This is a genomic window from Collinsella sp. An307, assembly GCF_002161805.1.
Lineage (GTDB): Bacteria > Actinomycetota > Coriobacteriia > Coriobacteriales > Coriobacteriaceae > Coprousia.
On sequence record NZ_NFIP01000007.1, the window covers coordinates 18,307 to 33,869 of the forward strand.

Annotated in this window: 14 protein-coding genes; all 14 read left to right on the forward strand. The window is 65.5% G+C overall.

Annotated elements, in window-relative coordinates; all coding sequences use genetic code 11:
* The first annotated feature begins 151 nt into the window (after nt 1–151).
* The 14 genes from B5F89_RS06750 (at nt 152) to era (ending at nt 15,542) form a co-directional block, all read left to right on the forward strand.
* Complete coding sequence (locus tag B5F89_RS06750; protein ID WP_158098438.1) at nt 152–901, forward strand: ComEA family DNA-binding protein; 750 nt, start codon at nt 152–154, stop codon at nt 899–901.
* The gene (locus B5F89_RS06755; RefSeq protein ID WP_087431031.1) at nt 892–3,258 is read left to right on the forward strand and encodes a ComEC/Rec2 family competence protein; all 2,367 of its coding nucleotides are present in this window, start codon (nt 892–894) and stop codon (nt 3,256–3,258) included. The genes B5F89_RS06750 and B5F89_RS06755 overlap by 10 nt, the downstream gene beginning before the upstream one ends.
* 47 nt (nt 3,259–3,305) lie before the next feature.
* Nucleotides 3,306–4,268 (forward strand): DNA polymerase III subunit delta, encoded by a 963-nt coding sequence (holA, locus tag B5F89_RS06760; protein WP_087431032.1) that lies wholly within the window; start codon nt 3,306–3,308, stop codon nt 4,266–4,268.
* A gap of 134 nt (nt 4,269–4,402) precedes the next feature.
* Nucleotides 4,403–4,666 carry a 30S ribosomal protein S20 gene (rpsT, locus tag B5F89_RS06765; RefSeq protein ID WP_087431033.1) on the forward strand — a complete coding sequence of 88 codons (264 nt, stop codon included), beginning with the start codon at nt 4,403–4,405 and terminating at the stop codon, nt 4,664–4,666.
* A gap of 67 nt (nt 4,667–4,733) precedes the next feature.
* Nucleotides 4,734–6,542: a translation elongation factor 4 gene (gene lepA, locus B5F89_RS06770; protein WP_087431034.1), complete on the forward strand. Its 1,809-nt coding sequence runs from the start codon at nt 4,734–4,736 to the stop codon at nt 6,540–6,542.
* Entirely contained in the window at nt 6,542–7,537 is a 996-nt protein-coding gene (gene dusB / locus B5F89_RS06775) for a tRNA dihydrouridine synthase DusB (RefSeq protein WP_255375173.1), read from the forward strand. The genes lepA and dusB overlap by 1 nt, the downstream gene beginning before the upstream one ends.
* A 3-nt stretch (nt 7,538–7,540) precedes the next feature.
* The gene (gene hemW, locus B5F89_RS06780) at nt 7,541–8,761 is read left to right on the forward strand and encodes a radical SAM family heme chaperone HemW (protein ID WP_087431035.1); all 1,221 of its coding nucleotides are present in this window, start codon (nt 7,541–7,543) and stop codon (nt 8,759–8,761) included.
* 68 nt (nt 8,762–8,829) lie between these two features.
* Nucleotides 8,830–9,948, forward strand: coding sequence for a DnaJ domain-containing protein (locus B5F89_RS06785; protein ID WP_204230636.1), 1,119 nt, complete (start codon nt 8,830–8,832; stop codon nt 9,946–9,948).
* A gap of 172 nt (nt 9,949–10,120) precedes the next feature.
* Complete coding sequence (dnaJ, locus tag B5F89_RS06790) at nt 10,121–11,269, forward strand: molecular chaperone DnaJ (protein ID WP_087431036.1); 1,149 nt, start codon at nt 10,121–10,123, stop codon at nt 11,267–11,269.
* A gap of 3 nt (nt 11,270–11,272) precedes the next feature.
* A complete protein-coding gene (gene mtaB, locus B5F89_RS06795) occupies nt 11,273–12,601 on the forward strand; it encodes a tRNA (N(6)-L-threonylcarbamoyladenosine(37)-C(2))-methylthiotransferase MtaB (RefSeq protein ID WP_087431037.1) in 1,329 nt (442 codons plus the stop codon).
* Entirely contained in the window at nt 12,594–13,550 is a 957-nt protein-coding gene (locus B5F89_RS06800) for a PhoH family protein (protein WP_087431038.1), read from the forward strand. The genes mtaB and B5F89_RS06800 overlap by 8 nt, the downstream gene beginning before the upstream one ends.
* Nucleotides 13,551–13,563: 13 nt before the next feature.
* Nucleotides 13,564–14,073, forward strand: coding sequence for an rRNA maturation RNase YbeY (gene ybeY / locus B5F89_RS06805; RefSeq protein ID WP_087431039.1), 510 nt, complete (start codon nt 13,564–13,566; stop codon nt 14,071–14,073).
* Nucleotides 14,074–14,091: 18 nt separating this feature from the next.
* Complete coding sequence (locus B5F89_RS06810) at nt 14,092–14,469, forward strand: diacylglycerol kinase family protein (RefSeq protein WP_087431040.1); 378 nt, start codon at nt 14,092–14,094, stop codon at nt 14,467–14,469.
* A 92-nt stretch (nt 14,470–14,561) separates the two neighbouring features.
* Complete coding sequence (gene era / locus B5F89_RS06815) at nt 14,562–15,542, forward strand: GTPase Era (RefSeq protein ID WP_087431140.1); 981 nt, start codon at nt 14,562–14,564, stop codon at nt 15,540–15,542.
* Nucleotides 15,543–15,563 lie beyond the last annotated feature (21 nt).

Genomic DNA, 15,563 nt, shown 5'->3' on the forward strand with positions numbered 1-15,563 from the left:
CCGCTTTGTCAAATGCCGAGGTAGCATCGGCCAAAAGAAAGCGCTGGTCAGAAGCGTGTCAGACATTCGTTAGACCGTGCGCGAAAACCTGATTTTGTCGCCCCTTCGGCCGTGTCCCCCATGAGAGGATGCGGTCGAGGGGGCGATGCGTATGGCACAGGCGGCGCGGCGCTCGCGGTTGCGCGAGCTCATGTTCACGATGGTTGGGGGAGGAGCGGGCACAGGCGGGCTCGGGGCTATCACGGTTGCGGCAGCGGTTCTCTGCGTGCTTGCGGCGGCTGCCCTCGGCATGGGGTTCGGCACAGCTCGTGGGGTTCTGATCGAGCGGAGCTCGGGGGACGGCGTTTCTGCCGCAGTGTCGATGGAAGACGTTGATTCTGAGTCGGACGACACTCGTCAGCAGGGCGATGATGACGATGCCGCGACGGACGCTGCGCATGATGAGGCCGATGAGGATGCAGCGACCGTTACGGTGGACGTGAGCGGGGCGGTTGCGACGCCGAGCGTGGTGACGCTTGCAGAGGGGTCGCGCGTGGCGGACGCCATCGATGCCGCCGGTGGTGCCCTTCCCGAGGCGGACCTTGCCCAGCTGAACCGTGCGGCGCGCCTGACCGATGGGGAGAAGGTCCACGTCCCCATCACGGGCGAGCAGGCGGCCGGGGCGGCTGGGACCGCCGCGGACTCTGTGGAAACAGGAGCCGTAACCCAGCAACTCATCAACATCAACACCGCCACCGAGGCGGAGCTCGACGTCTTGCCCGGTGTTGGGCCCTCGACCGCCGAGGCAATCGTTGCGGACCGCGAGGAGAACGGGCCCTTCTCGACTATCGAGGACCTGATGCGCGTGAGTGGTATCGGAGAGAAGAAGTTCGAGAAGCTTGCGGGGCAGATATGCGTGTGAGGGCACCGGGCGAAGAGATCGCGCTGCCACCGCGGCAGATGCTACCGCCCTCCGCCTGGGGTGCGGCGGGTGCGCTCGCGGCATCGGCGCTTCTGATGCAGGCCGGATGGTGCGGATTCTCCGGGGCGGGGGAGCGCGTCGACCCCGGCCTTATCATGGCGGGGGCGCTCGGCCTCGCGATTGCTGGGCTTGCGGCGCGAGCTGTTTGCAAACGGGGTCTCTTCAGGTCCTGTCTTGTGTGGTGCCTTGTCGGCGTCACCATCGGCTGCGCATCGTCCGCGGCGGGCATTGCGCGACGGGATGCCGAGTATAGGGAGGTGCGGTCCCTGCCGATAAGTGCACGCATCATCTGCGTGCGCGGCGATCCATCGGTGGGCGCCTACGGCGCCCTCTCAGATGCCGACGTGCTGACGGATACGGGGGAGCGGATCGCATCGGTCGCCTTCAGCTCTGAGGAGCCCTATGCAGCTGCCACGAAGCTTACTCTGGTCGGCCGCGTGAGCCCGCTTTCGGATGATGAGTGGGGCCGAGGCAGGTACATGTCGGGGCTTATCGCCGAGGTGGATGAGGTAAAGCGCATGAGCTCCCGTTCGGAGACGCCCGGTCCCATCGAGGGTGTCCGACAGGCTGTCCTCGACGCGATGGAGCCGCAAGGGGACGAGGCGCGGGCGCTTGTTGCGGGAATCGTGTGCGGCAGAACGACGGAGCTCGCGGACACCGCGGCGGAGGAGGCGTTCTCCGTAACGGGCACGACGCACCTCGTCGCGGTCTCGGGCAGTCATCTCGCGCTCATCTCCGCGCTCGTGGGAGGTGCGTTCATCGCGCTCGGCGTGCGCCCGGTCTTCCGTCTCGGGGCAATGGCTGTCCTTATGGGCGCCTACGTCGTCTTCACCGGCTGCGCCCCCTCGGCGGTGCGCTCGTTTGTGATGGTCGTCGCCGACATGGTCGCACGTGCTCTCGGGCGCCGCCCGCACGGGCCGTCTGGGCTCGCGCTCGCCGTGATGGCCCTCGTAGCTGCAGATGCCGGCGTCGTCTACGACCTTGGGTTCCAGCTCTCTGCTGGGAGCGTCCTGTTCATCCAGCTGTTCTTCCGCTACCTGGAGGCGGCGCTCGAGCGTATCGGCCTTCCCCGGGTGGTGTGCGAGCCCCTCGCGCTCACGCTGTCGGCTCAATGGGCGACGATTCCCATCACCGCGCCCGTCTTTGGTGAGGTATCGCTTGTTTCGCCCCTCGCTAACCTCCTGCTAGGCCCGGTCATGAGTGCGCTGCTCGTCTGCGGCGTCATCAGCGCGCCTCTGGCAGCGGTCCTTCCTTTTGCCGACCTCGTACTTGCTCCCGCCACGCTTCTTGCGCGCGCCTCGATCTTCATCGCAGAGCTCTGCTCCTGCCTGCCCGGCGCCACCGCCGCTCTCGACCCTGAGGGCACGGGCGGCACGCTTGCCCTATGGGCCTATGGTGCCGCGGCGGTGGTCTACCTTCTCTGGCGCTTGCCGACCGGAGCGTTCCTGAGGACGGCGGCTCTGGTTCTAGCCGCGGTGGCGCTGGTGCGCGCGGCGGGTGCCTTCTTTTTCGCACCGGCTTCCATCGTCGTCATGGACGTGGGGCAGGCCGACGCCATCCTCATCCGCGAGGGCCCGCAGGCGGTGTTGGTCGATGCCGGCGTCGACGATGCAGTGGTGGGGGCCCTTGCGCGGCAAGGGGTGATGAGACTTGACGCGGTGGTGGTGACGCACTGGGACTCCGACCACTGGGGCGGTCTTCCCGCGGTGCTCTCCCGGTTCTCTGTGGGATGCCTCATCGTTGCGGAAGGGGCAGACGACGCGGTGCCCGATGAGGTCGTAGCCGACGGCGACCTTCCCATCAAAACCGTTCAGCAGGGCGACGCGTTTTCCGTTGGCCGTTTCATCTGCACGGCGGTGTGGCCGCTCGCCTCTGTAGAGGGAACCGAGAACGAGGACTCCCTTTGCCTCGCTGTGCGCTACGGAGAGGCTTCGGCGTCGCTTACGGCCCTTTTGACCGGCGACGCCGAGTGTGCGGAGGTCTCTCAGATCGTCGACGACGTGGGCGATATCGATGTGATCAAGCTCGGTCATCACGGATCGGCCGCCTCGGTAGACGACGCCCTTCTGGATGAGTTGGACCCCGAGGTCGCAGTGGCTTCGGCGGGCGAGGGGAACCGCTACGGGCATCCGAGTGAGGAGGCCATCGAGATCGTGCGCCGGGCGGACTGCGCGTTTCTGTGCACGTATGACGCAGGAGATGTGTGCATTCAGCCGACCACGGCGGGGTATGAGGTCAAGACGCAGCGCCAGCCTATGCGTTATCCCGTTTATGCGCAGACGGCGCTGGGGGAGTAGAATGGGCTGCACGCAAGCGTATCGACTACCGACCGAGAGGAGCCCTCGTGGCCGAACAAGCCCTGCTGCCTGCCTACCTCGCCGTCGGCACCGACGAGGTCAAGCGCGACACCGCCGTCTCCCGTCTGAAGGACCGCCTCGCCCGCACGGGCATGGCAGACTTCAACCTCGACGAGCGCGACATGACGCGCGAGCAGGACCTCGATGCCATCCTCTCGTCGCTCAATACCTACCCCATGGGTGCGGACTTTCGCCTGGTCATCCTCGAGGGGTGCGACCGTCTCGCGGAGAGCGTGCGCGAGGCGCTCGTGACCTACCTCGCCAACCCCGCAGAGACCACCTGCCTTCTTATGACCGCGGGCTCCCTTGCCAAGAGCACCCGCCTGTACAAAGCGGTGGCAAAGCTCGGCAAGCAGGCTATCATCGACTGCGGTGCCAAGAAGGGGAGAGACCTCCCCGTCCTGGTGCAGGGCATGGCGCGCCATCACGGCAAGACGATGGGTCTCGATGCGGCGGAGGAGCTCATCGCACGCGCCGGCGACAACACGCGCATGCTCGACAATGAGCTCAAGAAGCTTTCGGAGATGGTCGAGGCGCTCGAGATTTGCCGTGCGGACGTGGAGCGCTATGTTGTGCGCACCGCCGAGGTGAAGCCCTGGGACTTTCTGAACGCGGTCTCTGCGCGCGATGCGGCTCGTGCGCTTGAGCTCTACCGCTTGCAACCGCCCAAGACCGAGATGCGCCTCTACGCGCTTCTGTGCACCCGTTTGCGCGAGCTTATCTGCGCCAAGGCGCTCGACGAGCGCGGGCAGGGGCGCGAGCTCGCCGCGACGCTCGGCCTCCAGGCGTGGCAGGTGCGCAACCACCTCACGTGGGCGAGGAAGTTCTCCCGCGCTGAGCTCGAGGATGCGCTGAGAAGCGCCGTCGAGGTGGAGTCTGCCCTCAAGGGCTCGCGCGACTCCGAGGTGGCGTTCACCCAATGGGTCGTGAAGCTTGCGGGGAGACGGTGAGAGGCCCGTTTTTCACAGCATCAACACTTCCGCAGGTAGCGCACTTGTGCTAGACTTACCGCTTGTGTGACCTCACCGTGTCTCAGAGGCCCGGATAACGAACAGATCTTGAAGATCGAAAGGAACCAAAGAAAGTGGCAAACATCAAGTCCCAGAAGAAGCGTATCCGCACCGCTGAGAAGGCGCGCGTCCGCAACCGCGCCGTCCGCTCTGAGCTCAAGACGCTCGTCAAGAACGTACAGGCTGCTGTCGAGGAGGGCAACGCCGAGGCTGCTCGCACTGCTGCCGCTCGCGCCTACAAGCGTCTCGACCAGGCTGCGTCCAAGGGCATCATCCACAAGAACCAGGCCTCCAACCGCAAGTCCGGCGTTCAGAGCCTCGTGAACTCCATCAAGTAGTTCTACGTTACAGCGTATGCTCGAGGGCCCGTTTTGAGACGGGCCCTTTTCGTATAGAATGGCTGGTATGAGTACCCAAGACATCGCACATATCAGGAACTTCTCCATCGTCGCCCACATCGACCATGGCAAGTCCACGATTTCGGACCGCATCCTCGAGCTCACCCACACGGTCGAGGAGCGCGACATGGCGTCCCAGCTGCTCGATTCGATGGATATCGAGCGCGAGCGCGGCATCACCATCAAGTCGAACGCCGTGCGCGTGATGTACAAGGCCGACGACGGGGAGACCTACCAGTTCAACCTTATCGACACCCCGGGCCACGTCGACTTTACCTATGAAGTGTCCCGCTCCCTTGCTGCCTGCGAGGGAGCGGTGCTCGTGGTCGACGCCACGCAGGGCGTGGAGGCTCAGACGGTGTCGAACGCCAACCTCGCCATGAACGCGAATCTCGACATCGTGCCGGCCATCAACAAGATCGACCTCCCTTCGGCCGAGCCCGACCGCGTGCGCGCCGAGATCGAGGACGAACTCGCTATCCCTGCCGAGGATGCCGTCTGCGTCTCCGGCAAGACCGGCGAGGGCATCCACAATCTGCTTGAGGCGATCGTCTTTCTCGTCTCTCCGCCCACCGGTGACGCCGACGCTCCGCTGAAGGCGCTCATCTTGGACTCCTACTTTGACGAGTACCGCGGCGTGGTGGCCACGGTGCGCGTCTTTGACGGCAGCATCAAGAAGGGCGACATGCTCACCATGATGCAGGCGGGCCAGTCCTTCCTCGTCGACGGCGTGGGCGTCAAACGCCCTGCTGAGGTGCCGGTGGATGCAATCGGCGTCGGCGAGGTCGGTTTTGTGGTCACCGGTCTTAAGGACCCCGGCGCGGTCCACGTGGGCGACACGCTCACCTATCGCGACCGCCCCTGTGCCGAGGCCCTGCCCGGCTACCGCGAGGCCAAGCCGATGGTCTACACCGGCATCTTCCCGATTGACAACAAGGACTACGAGAACCTGCGCGACGCGCTCGAGAAGCTCCGCGTGAACGACCCGTCGCTCGTCTGGTCGCCCGAGACCTCCGTGGCGCTCGGCTTTGGCTTCCGCGTCGGCTTCCTCGGCCTTCTTCACATGGAGGTCGTGAAGGAGCGTCTTGAGCGCGAGTTCGACCTCGACCTCATCGCTACGAGCCCGTCGGTGGACTACCACGTCTACAAGACCGATGGGACCATGCTCGACGTGCGGAGTCCCCAGGACCTTCCGGACGTTACGCGCATCGACCATATCGAGGAGCCCTACCTTGCGGCCAAGGTCATCGTGCCGCCGGACTACACCGGTGCGGTGATGCAGCTCGCCATCGAGCACCGCGCGATGATGACCGATATGATCCATCTGTCGGATAAATCGGTCGAGATGCGCTTTGACATCCCGCTCGCCGAGCTCATCCTCGACTTCTTTGACCAGCTCAAGAGCCGCACCAAGGGCTATGCCTCGCTTGACTACGAGTTCTCGGACTACCGTCCCTCTGAGCTCGTCAAGCTCGACATCCTGCTTTCCGGTGACGAGGTCGACGCACTCTCCTTCATCGTCCACAAGGACAAGGCGTACCCGCTTGCGCGCGGTCTTTGCGACAAGCTGAAGGAGATCATCCCGCGCCAGCAGTTCGAGGTGCCCATCCAGGGTGCGATCGGCAACAAGATCATCGCCCGCTCGACGGTTAAGGCCGTGCGCAAGGACGTGCTCGCCAAATGCTACGGCGGCGACATCTCGCGTAAGCGCAAGCTGCTTGAGAAGCAGAAAGAGGGCAAGAAGCGCATGAAGGCAATCGGCTCGGTCGAGGTGCCGCAGGAGGCGTTCATGGCGATTCTGAAGGTGGACGAGTAGTGGCTGTTAAAGACGGGGCGCAGGTTGTGCGCGACCTGCTTGCCGAGCAGCCCTTCTTGCTTGCACCCATGGCGGGCGTCACCGATGCGGCGTACCGCATCATGTGCCGCCGCCGCGGCGCGCGCCTTGCGTACTCGGAGATGGTGAGCGTTGCCGGCCTCGCGTATGCGAGCAACAAGACCTGGCGCCTTGTGCTGCCGGAGGACGAGGAGCCCCAGATCTGCGTGCAGCTCTTTGGCAGCAAGCCCGAGCAGTTTGCCTCGGCGGTCGAAGCCGTCCAGGAGCGGGTGGGGGACAAGCTCACGCTCATCGACATCAACATGGCCTGCCCGGCGCGCAAGGTCATTACCAAGGGCGAGGGGTCGGCGCTTATGGAGACGCCCGAGCTCGCCGAAGAGATCGTGCGCGCCTGCGTGAGCGCCGCGCGCGTGCCCGTCACCGTGAAGATGCGCACCGCGTTTCGCTCGGGCGAGCGCACAGCGCCCGAGCTTGCGCGTCGTCTTGAGGCCGCGGGCGTATCCGCCGTCGCCGTGCACGGGCGCACCGCAAAGCAGCTCTACACCGGTAGCGCCGACTGGTCGGTCATCGACGAGGTCGCGCGCGCCGTCGACGTTCCCGTCATTGGTTCGGGCGATGTGTTTGACGCCGATGCCGCGGCGCGCATGCTCTGCGAGACGGCTGCGTCGGGCGTGTTTATCGCCCGCGGCACCTACGGCAACCCGTGGATCTTTACCGATGCGCTCGCCTGCGCCCGCGAGGGGTTGCCCGCGTCGCAGCACGATGCGCTCGAGCGGCTTGACGCGCTCCGGGAGCACCTCGGCCTAGTACATCGCTACCTGCCCTTTATGGCGCGTGCGCGCACGTTTGCGACCTGGTACCTCAAGGGCATGCCGCACGCGGCCGCCTGGCGTGGGCGTGTGGTCCAGTGCACCACCTACGACGAGTTCATGGAGCTGGTGGACGAGATTCAGGCAGACATCACCAGCGAGGCGTAGCTGATGCCCATCCGCGCGCTCTATCTGCATATTCCCTTCTGCCACGCCAAATGCGCCTACTGCGATTTCGACTCCTCTGGTCTGAGGGGACAGGCGCTTTGCGAGGCGGCCTCCGCCTACCTCCCGCAGCTGGTCGAGCGCCTGGACGCCTTTGGCGCCCGCGGTGCGCTCGAGAGCGTCGAGACCGTCTACGTGGGTGGCGGCACGCCTACGGTTTTGGGCGAGGGGCTGGTGCGTCTCGTCGAGCGGGTGAGGCGCTGGTGCGCACCCGTGGAGTTCACCTGCGAGGCGAATCCCGAGTCGTTTGACGAGGGTCTCGCCAGCGCGCTCGCGCAGGCCGGCGCGACCCGCGTCTCGCTTGGCGTACAGAGCATGGTGGACGAGGAACTCGCCCGGATCGGACGCCTGCACAACCGCGACGGCGCCCTGCGCGCCATCGCGGCGGCACAGGCGGCGGAGCTCACGGTCTCGGTAGACTGCATGTGCGGTCTCCCCGGGCAGACCGCCGCCTCTTGGGAGCGTACGTTCGAGGGCGTTCTCGGCGCACATCCGGACCATGTGTCGGTCTACCCGCTTACCCTGGAGGAGGGCACCCCGCTCGCGCGCCAAGCGGAGCGCGACCCGGAGGTCGTGCCCGATGAGGACTTTCAGGCGGCGTGCATGGAGCGGGCGCGCGACGTGCTTTCCACAGCCGGTTTCGAGCGCTACGAGGTTGCAAGCTACGCCCGTGCCGGACGCGTGTGCCGGCACAACATCGCCTACTGGACCGGGGCGAGCTACCTCGGTCTCGGACGCTCCGCGGCAGGTATGCTCGCAGGTGAGGAGTTTCGCGCGCTTGCCGGCCTTTTCCCGTCGGTTGTGCTCGAGGGCGCGGACGCCCTTGCCGACGGCGCGCGCGTGCGCATGGTGCAGCGCGACGACGCCGCTACCACCTTTGAGGGGGAGGTGCTCACCCCGCGCGAGGCGCTCGCAGAGGACCTCATGCTCGGCATGCGCATGACCGCCGGCGTCTCCGAGGCGCTTATCGCCTGCGCGCGCGACCTTATAGGCGCCGGACGCGTCGACGCCGCCGTTCGCGAGGCGCTCGACCGTGGCCTCGCGCGTTGGACAGAAGAGCCCCTGCCCGGTGCGGATGCGCGCGGGCGCCGGCTCGTTCCCACCAATGAGGGGTGGCTTCTTGGCAACGAGCTCTACGGTCTTTTCTGGGACCTTGCGGTCGCGTGATTGACGCTGGCGGCACTTCGGTACAATAACATCCGTCTGAGGTGTGTTTCGAAAGGGTTTTTGCCTCTATGGCGACGATGAACGAGAAGGATTACTACGCGATCCTCGGTGTCTCCAAAGATGCCGATAAACGCGAGATTCAAAAGGCCTTTCAGCAGAAGGCGCGCAAGCTCCACCCCGATGTGAACAAGGCGCCCGATGCGGAGGAGCGCTTCAAAGAGGTCTCCGAGGCGTACGCCGTGCTCTCCGACGAGCAGAAGCGCGCCCGCTATGACGCCATGCGCTCCGGCAACCCCTTTGCCGGCTCCGCGCCCGCAAGCGGCTCGTACGGCGGCTACGGCGGAGGCTATGGTGCCTCGCCCTTCGATGGCGGTTTTCCGTTCGGCGCGGGCTTTGGCGGCTGGGCTCAGGGGCGCTCCCAGCGCCGCTCCTCGTCCGCCTACAACCCCGAGAACGGCGCCGACGTGGTCGTCGATGTCGAGCTCACGGCGGAAGACGTCAAATGTGGCGTGCGCAAGGGCGTGAAGTATCGCCGCTACGAGTCCTGCGGGCACTGCCACGGGTCGGGTTCGGTCTCGACGGAGCATGCGCATACCTGCCCGAGCTGCGGCGGCACCGGCACCATCGGCGTCGACATGGCCTTCCTCTTCGGCGGTGGGATGTTCCAGATGGTGTGCCCCGAGTGCGGTGGTTCGGGCAAAGTCGTGGCAGACCCCTGTCCCGAGTGCGGCGGTTCGGGCCGCACCCAGGTCATGAGCGAGGCCGTCATCGAGTTTCCGCCTGGTACGCACGACGGCGATCGCGTGCGCGTCGCCGGCATGGGACATGCCGGTACCAACGGGGCGGCCGGCGGCGACCTCATCGGTCGCGCGCGCGTTGCTGCCGAGCGCCTGGACGGAAGCGCGCGCCAGGGCTTCTACGTCATGGGCTTCGCCACGCCCTTCCTCGCGCTCTTCGCGTTTTTGCAGTCGCTTTCCATCTTAGCCGTCATCTGCATCGCGGTCTTTGGCTTTGGCGTGTTCCAAGTGCTTTCCGACGACGTCCTGCACCGCACGCCCCTGTGGTGGCGCCGCGGCGGGGCGCGCTTTGTGAGCGGGTTTGCAAACGCGCTCTTCTACGCGGTCATCATGTTCTGGTTTGTGAGCTGCTCGAGCGGTCTGTATTACCGCCCGTTTTTCTACATGTAGCCGGGTAACCGGGGGGCGGCGCTCGTTCAGGGCAACGCGCAGGTGCGTGCGCGCCTTTGATTTAAGGTTGCCGCCATCGGGTACAACGGGTAACGTCGGTGTGACCGTCTGATTTTGCTGGAGTAACTAGGGGCGCCTCGCTTGGGCGCCATCGTGGGGGAAGGTTTTGTCCGTGGCGGAGAAAAGGGACTATTACGAGGTACTGGGTGTCGATCGCGATGCCGACCAGCGCACGATCAAGCGCGCGTTTCTTAAAAAAGCGCGTACGGTGCACCCGGATGTCTCGGACGACCCCGATGCCGAGGAGAAGTTCAAGGAGCTGAACGAGGCGTACTCGGTTCTCTCCGACGAGCAGAAGCGCGCCAACTACGACCGCTACGGCACGGCAGATGGCCCCATGGGTTCGGGCTATGTCGACCTTAACGATATCTTCGGTGGCATGGGGATGGACGACATCTTCTCTTCCTTCTTCGGTGGCGGGGCCGGCGGCGGCAGGAGGCGCGCGCAGCGTCGCCAGGGCCGCGACATGGCCATCTCGGTCACCATCACCCTGGAGGAGGCTGCCCTCGGCTGCACCAAGACCATCTCCTTCGACCGCCTCGCCCCGTGCGAGGACTGCCACGGCACCGGTCTTTCCGAGGGCGCTAAGGAGACGGAGTGCCCGCGCTGCCACGGCACCGGCTTTGTCACCACGGTGCAGCGCTCCATCTTTGGCCAGATGCAGTCATCTTCCCCCTGCCCGGACTGCGGCGGCGAGGGCGTCATCATCGACCACCCCTGTGAGATGTGCGACGGCCAGGGGCGCACACCCAGCCATGAGAAGATCGACGTCCAGATTCCCGCGGGCATCTCCTCGGGCAGGCAGCTGCGCGTGCGCGGTTACGGCGAGGCGGGCTTCCGCGGTGCCGAGGCGGGTGACCTCATCGTCACGGTGGGCATCGAGGATCACAACCGTTTCCGCCGTGTGGGCGACGACCTCGCGTGCGAGATCGAGGTCTCCATGGTTCAGGCAGCGCTCGGCTGCAGCGTCGAGGTCGCCGGCATCATGCCTGATGAAACACTTGTCTTCGAGGTCCCGGCGGGCACCCAGTTTGGCGACACCGTGACCCTCGAGGGGTACGGCATGCCCCGTATCGGCGGGGGAGGATCGCGCGGCCGCGCCGTCGCGCAGGTGCGCGTCACGGTCCCCGCAAAGCTCGACGACGAGTCCCGTCGCATTCTGGAGAGCTACGCCGAGCACAACCGCGAGGCGTATGCGCCGGCGCCGCGCAAAAGCGTGGGCGACCGCATTCGCGATGCCATAGACGACATTCTGGATTAGGCGATGACAGGTAGCACAGGCGTTTCCGTAATCAATCTCGGCTGCCGGGTGAACCGCGTCGAGTCAGACCGCATCTCGCGCGAGTTCGCCCAAGCGGGTTTCTCGCTCGTTCCCGCTGAGGAGGCGGCGCTCATCGTTATCAACACCTGCGCCGTCACCGGCGAGGCGGAGGCAAAGACCCGCAAGGCCGTGCGACATGCGCTCGGTCAGCCGGGCGAGCCTATCGTCATCGCCACCGGCTGCGCCGCCAACCTTCATCCCGACATGCTTGAGGAACTCTCCGACCGCGTCTGCGTCGAGCCGTCGAAGATAAGCGTCGTCGACCGCGCTTGCGAGCTTCTCTCCCTCGACCGTAGGGACGCCGAGGCGGACGAGGTGGCCGAGGGCGGCGTCGACGCCCGCTCGCTTGCCGAGATGCTCGGCCGCTCGCGTTGGGGCATCAAGGTGCAGGACGGCTGCAATAACCGCTGCACCTACTGCATCGTCTGGAAGGCGCGCGGGCCCGAGCGCTCCGTCCCCGTCGAGGCGGTGCTTGACCAGGTGCGCCTCGCTGCCGAGGCGGGCATCCCCGAGGTCGTGCTCACCGGCGTCAACCTCGGCGCCTACGACGGCGTGGGACCAAGCGACGAGCATGTGGAGATCGACGAGCTCCTTCGCGCCATTTTGGAGGAGACCTCCGTCGCCCAGGTGCGCCTGTCCTCGCTCGAGCCCATGGATGTGAGCGACCGCCTGATCGATTACATGGCCGCGCACAAGGACCGTATCGCGCCGTTTCTCCATCTGCCGCTCCAGTCGGGCTCAACCGAGACGCTCTCGCGCATGGGGAGGCCCTATACGGCGGAGGAGTTCCTGGCGCTTGTCGAGCGCATCCGTGCGCACCTTCCTGAGGTCGCACTCTCCTGCGATGTGATCGTGGGCTTCCCCGGTGAGACGGACGAGGAGTTCGAGCAGTCGCTTTCCTTCTGCCGCAAGGTCGGCTTCTCGCGCATGCACGTGTTCCGCTACAGCGCACGCCCCGGCACCATCGCGGCAGATATGCCCGACCAGGTTCCGCCGGAGGTGAAGGAGGAACGGAGCGTCCGCATGCGTGCGCTCGCGCAGGACCTCGCGCGCTATGATGCCCGCTCGCGCATCGACACGGTGGAAAACGCGGTGCTGGAGGCGGGGCGCCCGGCGACCCTCGCCTCGTTCCACCGGATTCACGTTATGGATGCGCCTGAGACCACGCCTGCGCTCGTTCGTGTTGCTATCATGGGGATGGACGAATCCGGTGCCCTTTACGGCCGCGTGGCGCGGTCGGAGGATGCAGCGAGTGAGGAGTGCGATGGATAGCGCAACCGTGCGGCTTTCAATTCCCGATACCGTCGATGCCCGGGTGCTCTCGGGCGCGGGCGATGCCGTTTTGCGCGCCATCGAGGAGCGAACACCAGCGAGCATCCTGTTTCGCGGCGATTCGGTCACGCTCGCCGGCACGCCCGGTGAGGTCGAGCTTCTGACCCGGCTCTTTGGCAAGCTCATGCAGGAGGCCGCCTCCGGGCGTGCGCTCACTTCCGACGAGGCGGTGCGCTTGCTCGACGCCCTGCGCGAGAGCGGTGCGGGTGCGGCGGATTTCCGCGATGACATCCTGCTCACGTACCGCGGGCGCGCGCTCAGGCCCAAGACGCTCGGCCAGAAGCGCTACATCGACGCCATTCGCTCCAACACCGTCACCTTCTGTTTGGGGCCCGCAGGCACGGGCAAGACCTATCTTGCCATGGCGATGGCGGTGGGCGCCCTCAAGCGGCGCGAGGTGAGCCGCATCGTCCTTACGCGTCCCGTGGTGGAGGCGGGGGAGAGCCTGGGCTACCTGCCGGGAACCCTTCAGGAGAAGATCGACCCGTATGTGCGCCCGCTCTTCGATGCACTCTTTGATATGACTGACATGGAGCGCGCCTCGGAGCTCGTGGAGCGCGGCGTCATCGAGATCGCGCCGCTTGCCTACATGCGCGGCCGCACGCTAAACGACGCGTTCGTCCTGCTCGACGAGGCGCAGAACACCACGCCCGAGCAGATGAAGATGTTCCTTACCCGTCTGGGCTTCAATTCCAAGTTCATCATCACCGGCGACATGACGCAGCGCGACCTCGTCGGGCGCCGTGGGGGCCTCACCGATATCGAGGATATTCTGCGCGGTGTGGACGATATCGCCTTCATTCACCTCGACCGCACCGACGTGGTGAGGCACTCGCTCGTCGGGCGCATCGTCGAGGCGTACGACGCCTTTGAAACCGCAAAGAAGTGAAAGGACCGGTTCCGTGAGCGTTCTCATCACCAACGACGACTCCCTTGCGGTCCCGCTTGTCGACAACGAGATCGAGGCCATCTGCGCCCACGTGCTCGCCGCCGAGGGCGTGGCGGATACGGCCGAGGTCTCGTTCAGCTGGATCGGTGACGATGAGATGCGCGCCCTCAACGCCGAGTGGCGCGGCATCGACGCGCCAACTGATGTGCTCTCGTTTCCCATCGACGATCCCTTTGCGGAGGAAGAGCTCCCGGGCATGCCGCTTGAACTCGGTGACATCCTCATCGACCCGTTTCAGATTGCTCGCCAGGCGCCGGAGTTTGACAACGATGACGCCACCGAGTGCCGCCTCATGCTCGTGCACGGCCTCCTGCACCTTCTGGGATACGACCACCTCGAGGACGACGAGGCGCGCGAGATGGAGGCCCGCGAGGAGGAGCTGCTGCGCGAGCTCGCCCGCATGCGCGGGGACGACCCGGATACGGTGCGCATCGGCCCCACGACGCGCCACACGCAAGACTGACGATACAGGAGGTATGAGATGATTCCCGGTTCCAACAGGGAGCACCCCACGTTCCTGCGGTCCTTCCGCTATGCGCTCGAGGGCTTCCGGACCGCCGTCACCACCGGGCGCAACATCAACGTGCAGATCTGCGTGGGCGTGGCTGCGCTCATCGCAGGTTCCGTACTCAAGCTCGATGCGCTCTCGTGGATTCTCATCATCCTCTGCATCGGGCTCGTGCTCTTTGCCGAGCTCGTCAACACCTCCATCGAGGCCATCGTAGACTTGGCCACGCAGGAGCTGCATCCGCTTGCCAAACGCGCCAAGGACATCGCCGCCGCAAGCGTGTTCACCCTATCGGTGACGTCCGCCATCGTCGGCATCATCGTGTTCGTCCGCGCGTTCACCCTGCTGTAGCGGGTGCTGCGGTATCTAGCTAGGAGTTTGCCTTGAGCGAGTATTCTGAAGACGTCTTTGAGGACGAGGTCGACTTCGACCCCTTTGCCAACATGACCGATGACGAGATCGACGCCCTCGCAGAGGACGAGGGCGCCTCGGGCGGGATGTTCGGCATGGTAGCCGGTGACGTCCCCGAAGGGTTCCGTTCTGGTTTTGTGGCCCTCGTTGGCAGGCCCAACGCCGGCAAGTCGACGCTGCTCAACGCCTGCCTGGGGGAGAAGGTCGCCATCACCTCGCCCGTTGCGCAGACGACGCGCCGTCGCATGAGGGGCGTCGTCAACCGCGAAGGGTGCCAGATCGTCTTCGTCGACACGCCCGGCCTCCACAAGCCGCAGGACTCGCTTGGCGGCGAGCTCAACCGCAGTGCGCTCGCAGAGCTTGCCGATGTTGATGTCGTCGCCTTTTTGATCGATGCCACCAAGCCCATCGGTACGGGTGACGCGTGGGTCGCCGAACGCGTCAAGAAGTGCTCGGCAACCAAGATCCTCGTGCTTACCAAGATTGACCTCGCCACGCCCGACCAGGTCACCGCGCAGCTCGCCGCCGCGCATGAGCTGATGGACTTTGACGACGAGCTCGTGGTCTCCTCTGTTGAGGGCTTCAATGTCGATACGTTCTGCTCTCTGGTGGAGAGCCACCTGCCCGAGGGGCCGCGCTGGTTCCCCGCGGGTATGAAGACCGACGAGTCCGACGAGATGCTCGTTGCCGAGTTCATCCGCGAGAAAGTCCTTCTCCTCACGCGCGAGGAGGTGCCCCATGCGGTGGGCGTCACCTGTGACGAGATGGAGTTCAAGAAGGGCGGCTCGGTGCTCGCCCTTCGGGCGACGATTCTTGTGGAGCGCGAGGGCCAGAAGGGGATCATCATTGGCAAGCGCGGTGCCATGATCAAAAAGATCGGCTCCGAGGCGCGCCGCGACCTGGAGCGGATCTTCGACTGCCGCGTCTTTTTGGACCTCGAGGTGCGCGTGCGCCCCAACTGGCGAAGCGATGTCCGCGAAATTCGCCGGCTCGGCTACGCTGCCGACGAGTAGCGCACCCGCGGCCTTTGTTTG

Coding starts and splice junctions, on each gene's coding strand:
- B5F89_RS06800 (WP_087431038.1), top strand. CDS start 12,594: ATGGATAGCGCAACCGTGCGGCTTTCAATTCCCGATACCGTCGATGCC.
- B5F89_RS06755 (WP_087431031.1), top strand. CDS start 892: ATGCGTGTGAGGGCACCGGGCGAAGAGATCGCGCTGCCACCGCGGCAG.
- era (WP_087431140.1), top strand. CDS start 14,562: ATGACCGATGACGAGATCGACGCCCTCGCAGAGGACGAGGGCGCCTCG.
- hemW (WP_087431035.1), top strand. CDS start 7,541: ATGCCCATCCGCGCGCTCTATCTGCATATTCCCTTCTGCCACGCCAAA.
- B5F89_RS06810 (WP_087431040.1), top strand. CDS start 14,092: ATGATTCCCGGTTCCAACAGGGAGCACCCCACGTTCCTGCGGTCCTTC.
- B5F89_RS06785 (WP_204230636.1), top strand. CDS start 8,830: ATGGCGACGATGAACGAGAAGGATTACTACGCGATCCTCGGTGTCTCC.
- mtaB (WP_087431037.1), top strand. CDS start 11,273: ATGACAGGTAGCACAGGCGTTTCCGTAATCAATCTCGGCTGCCGGGTG.
- B5F89_RS06750 (WP_158098438.1), top strand. CDS start 152: ATGGCACAGGCGGCGCGGCGCTCGCGGTTGCGCGAGCTCATGTTCACG.
- lepA (WP_087431034.1), top strand. CDS start 4,734: ATGAGTACCCAAGACATCGCACATATCAGGAACTTCTCCATCGTCGCC.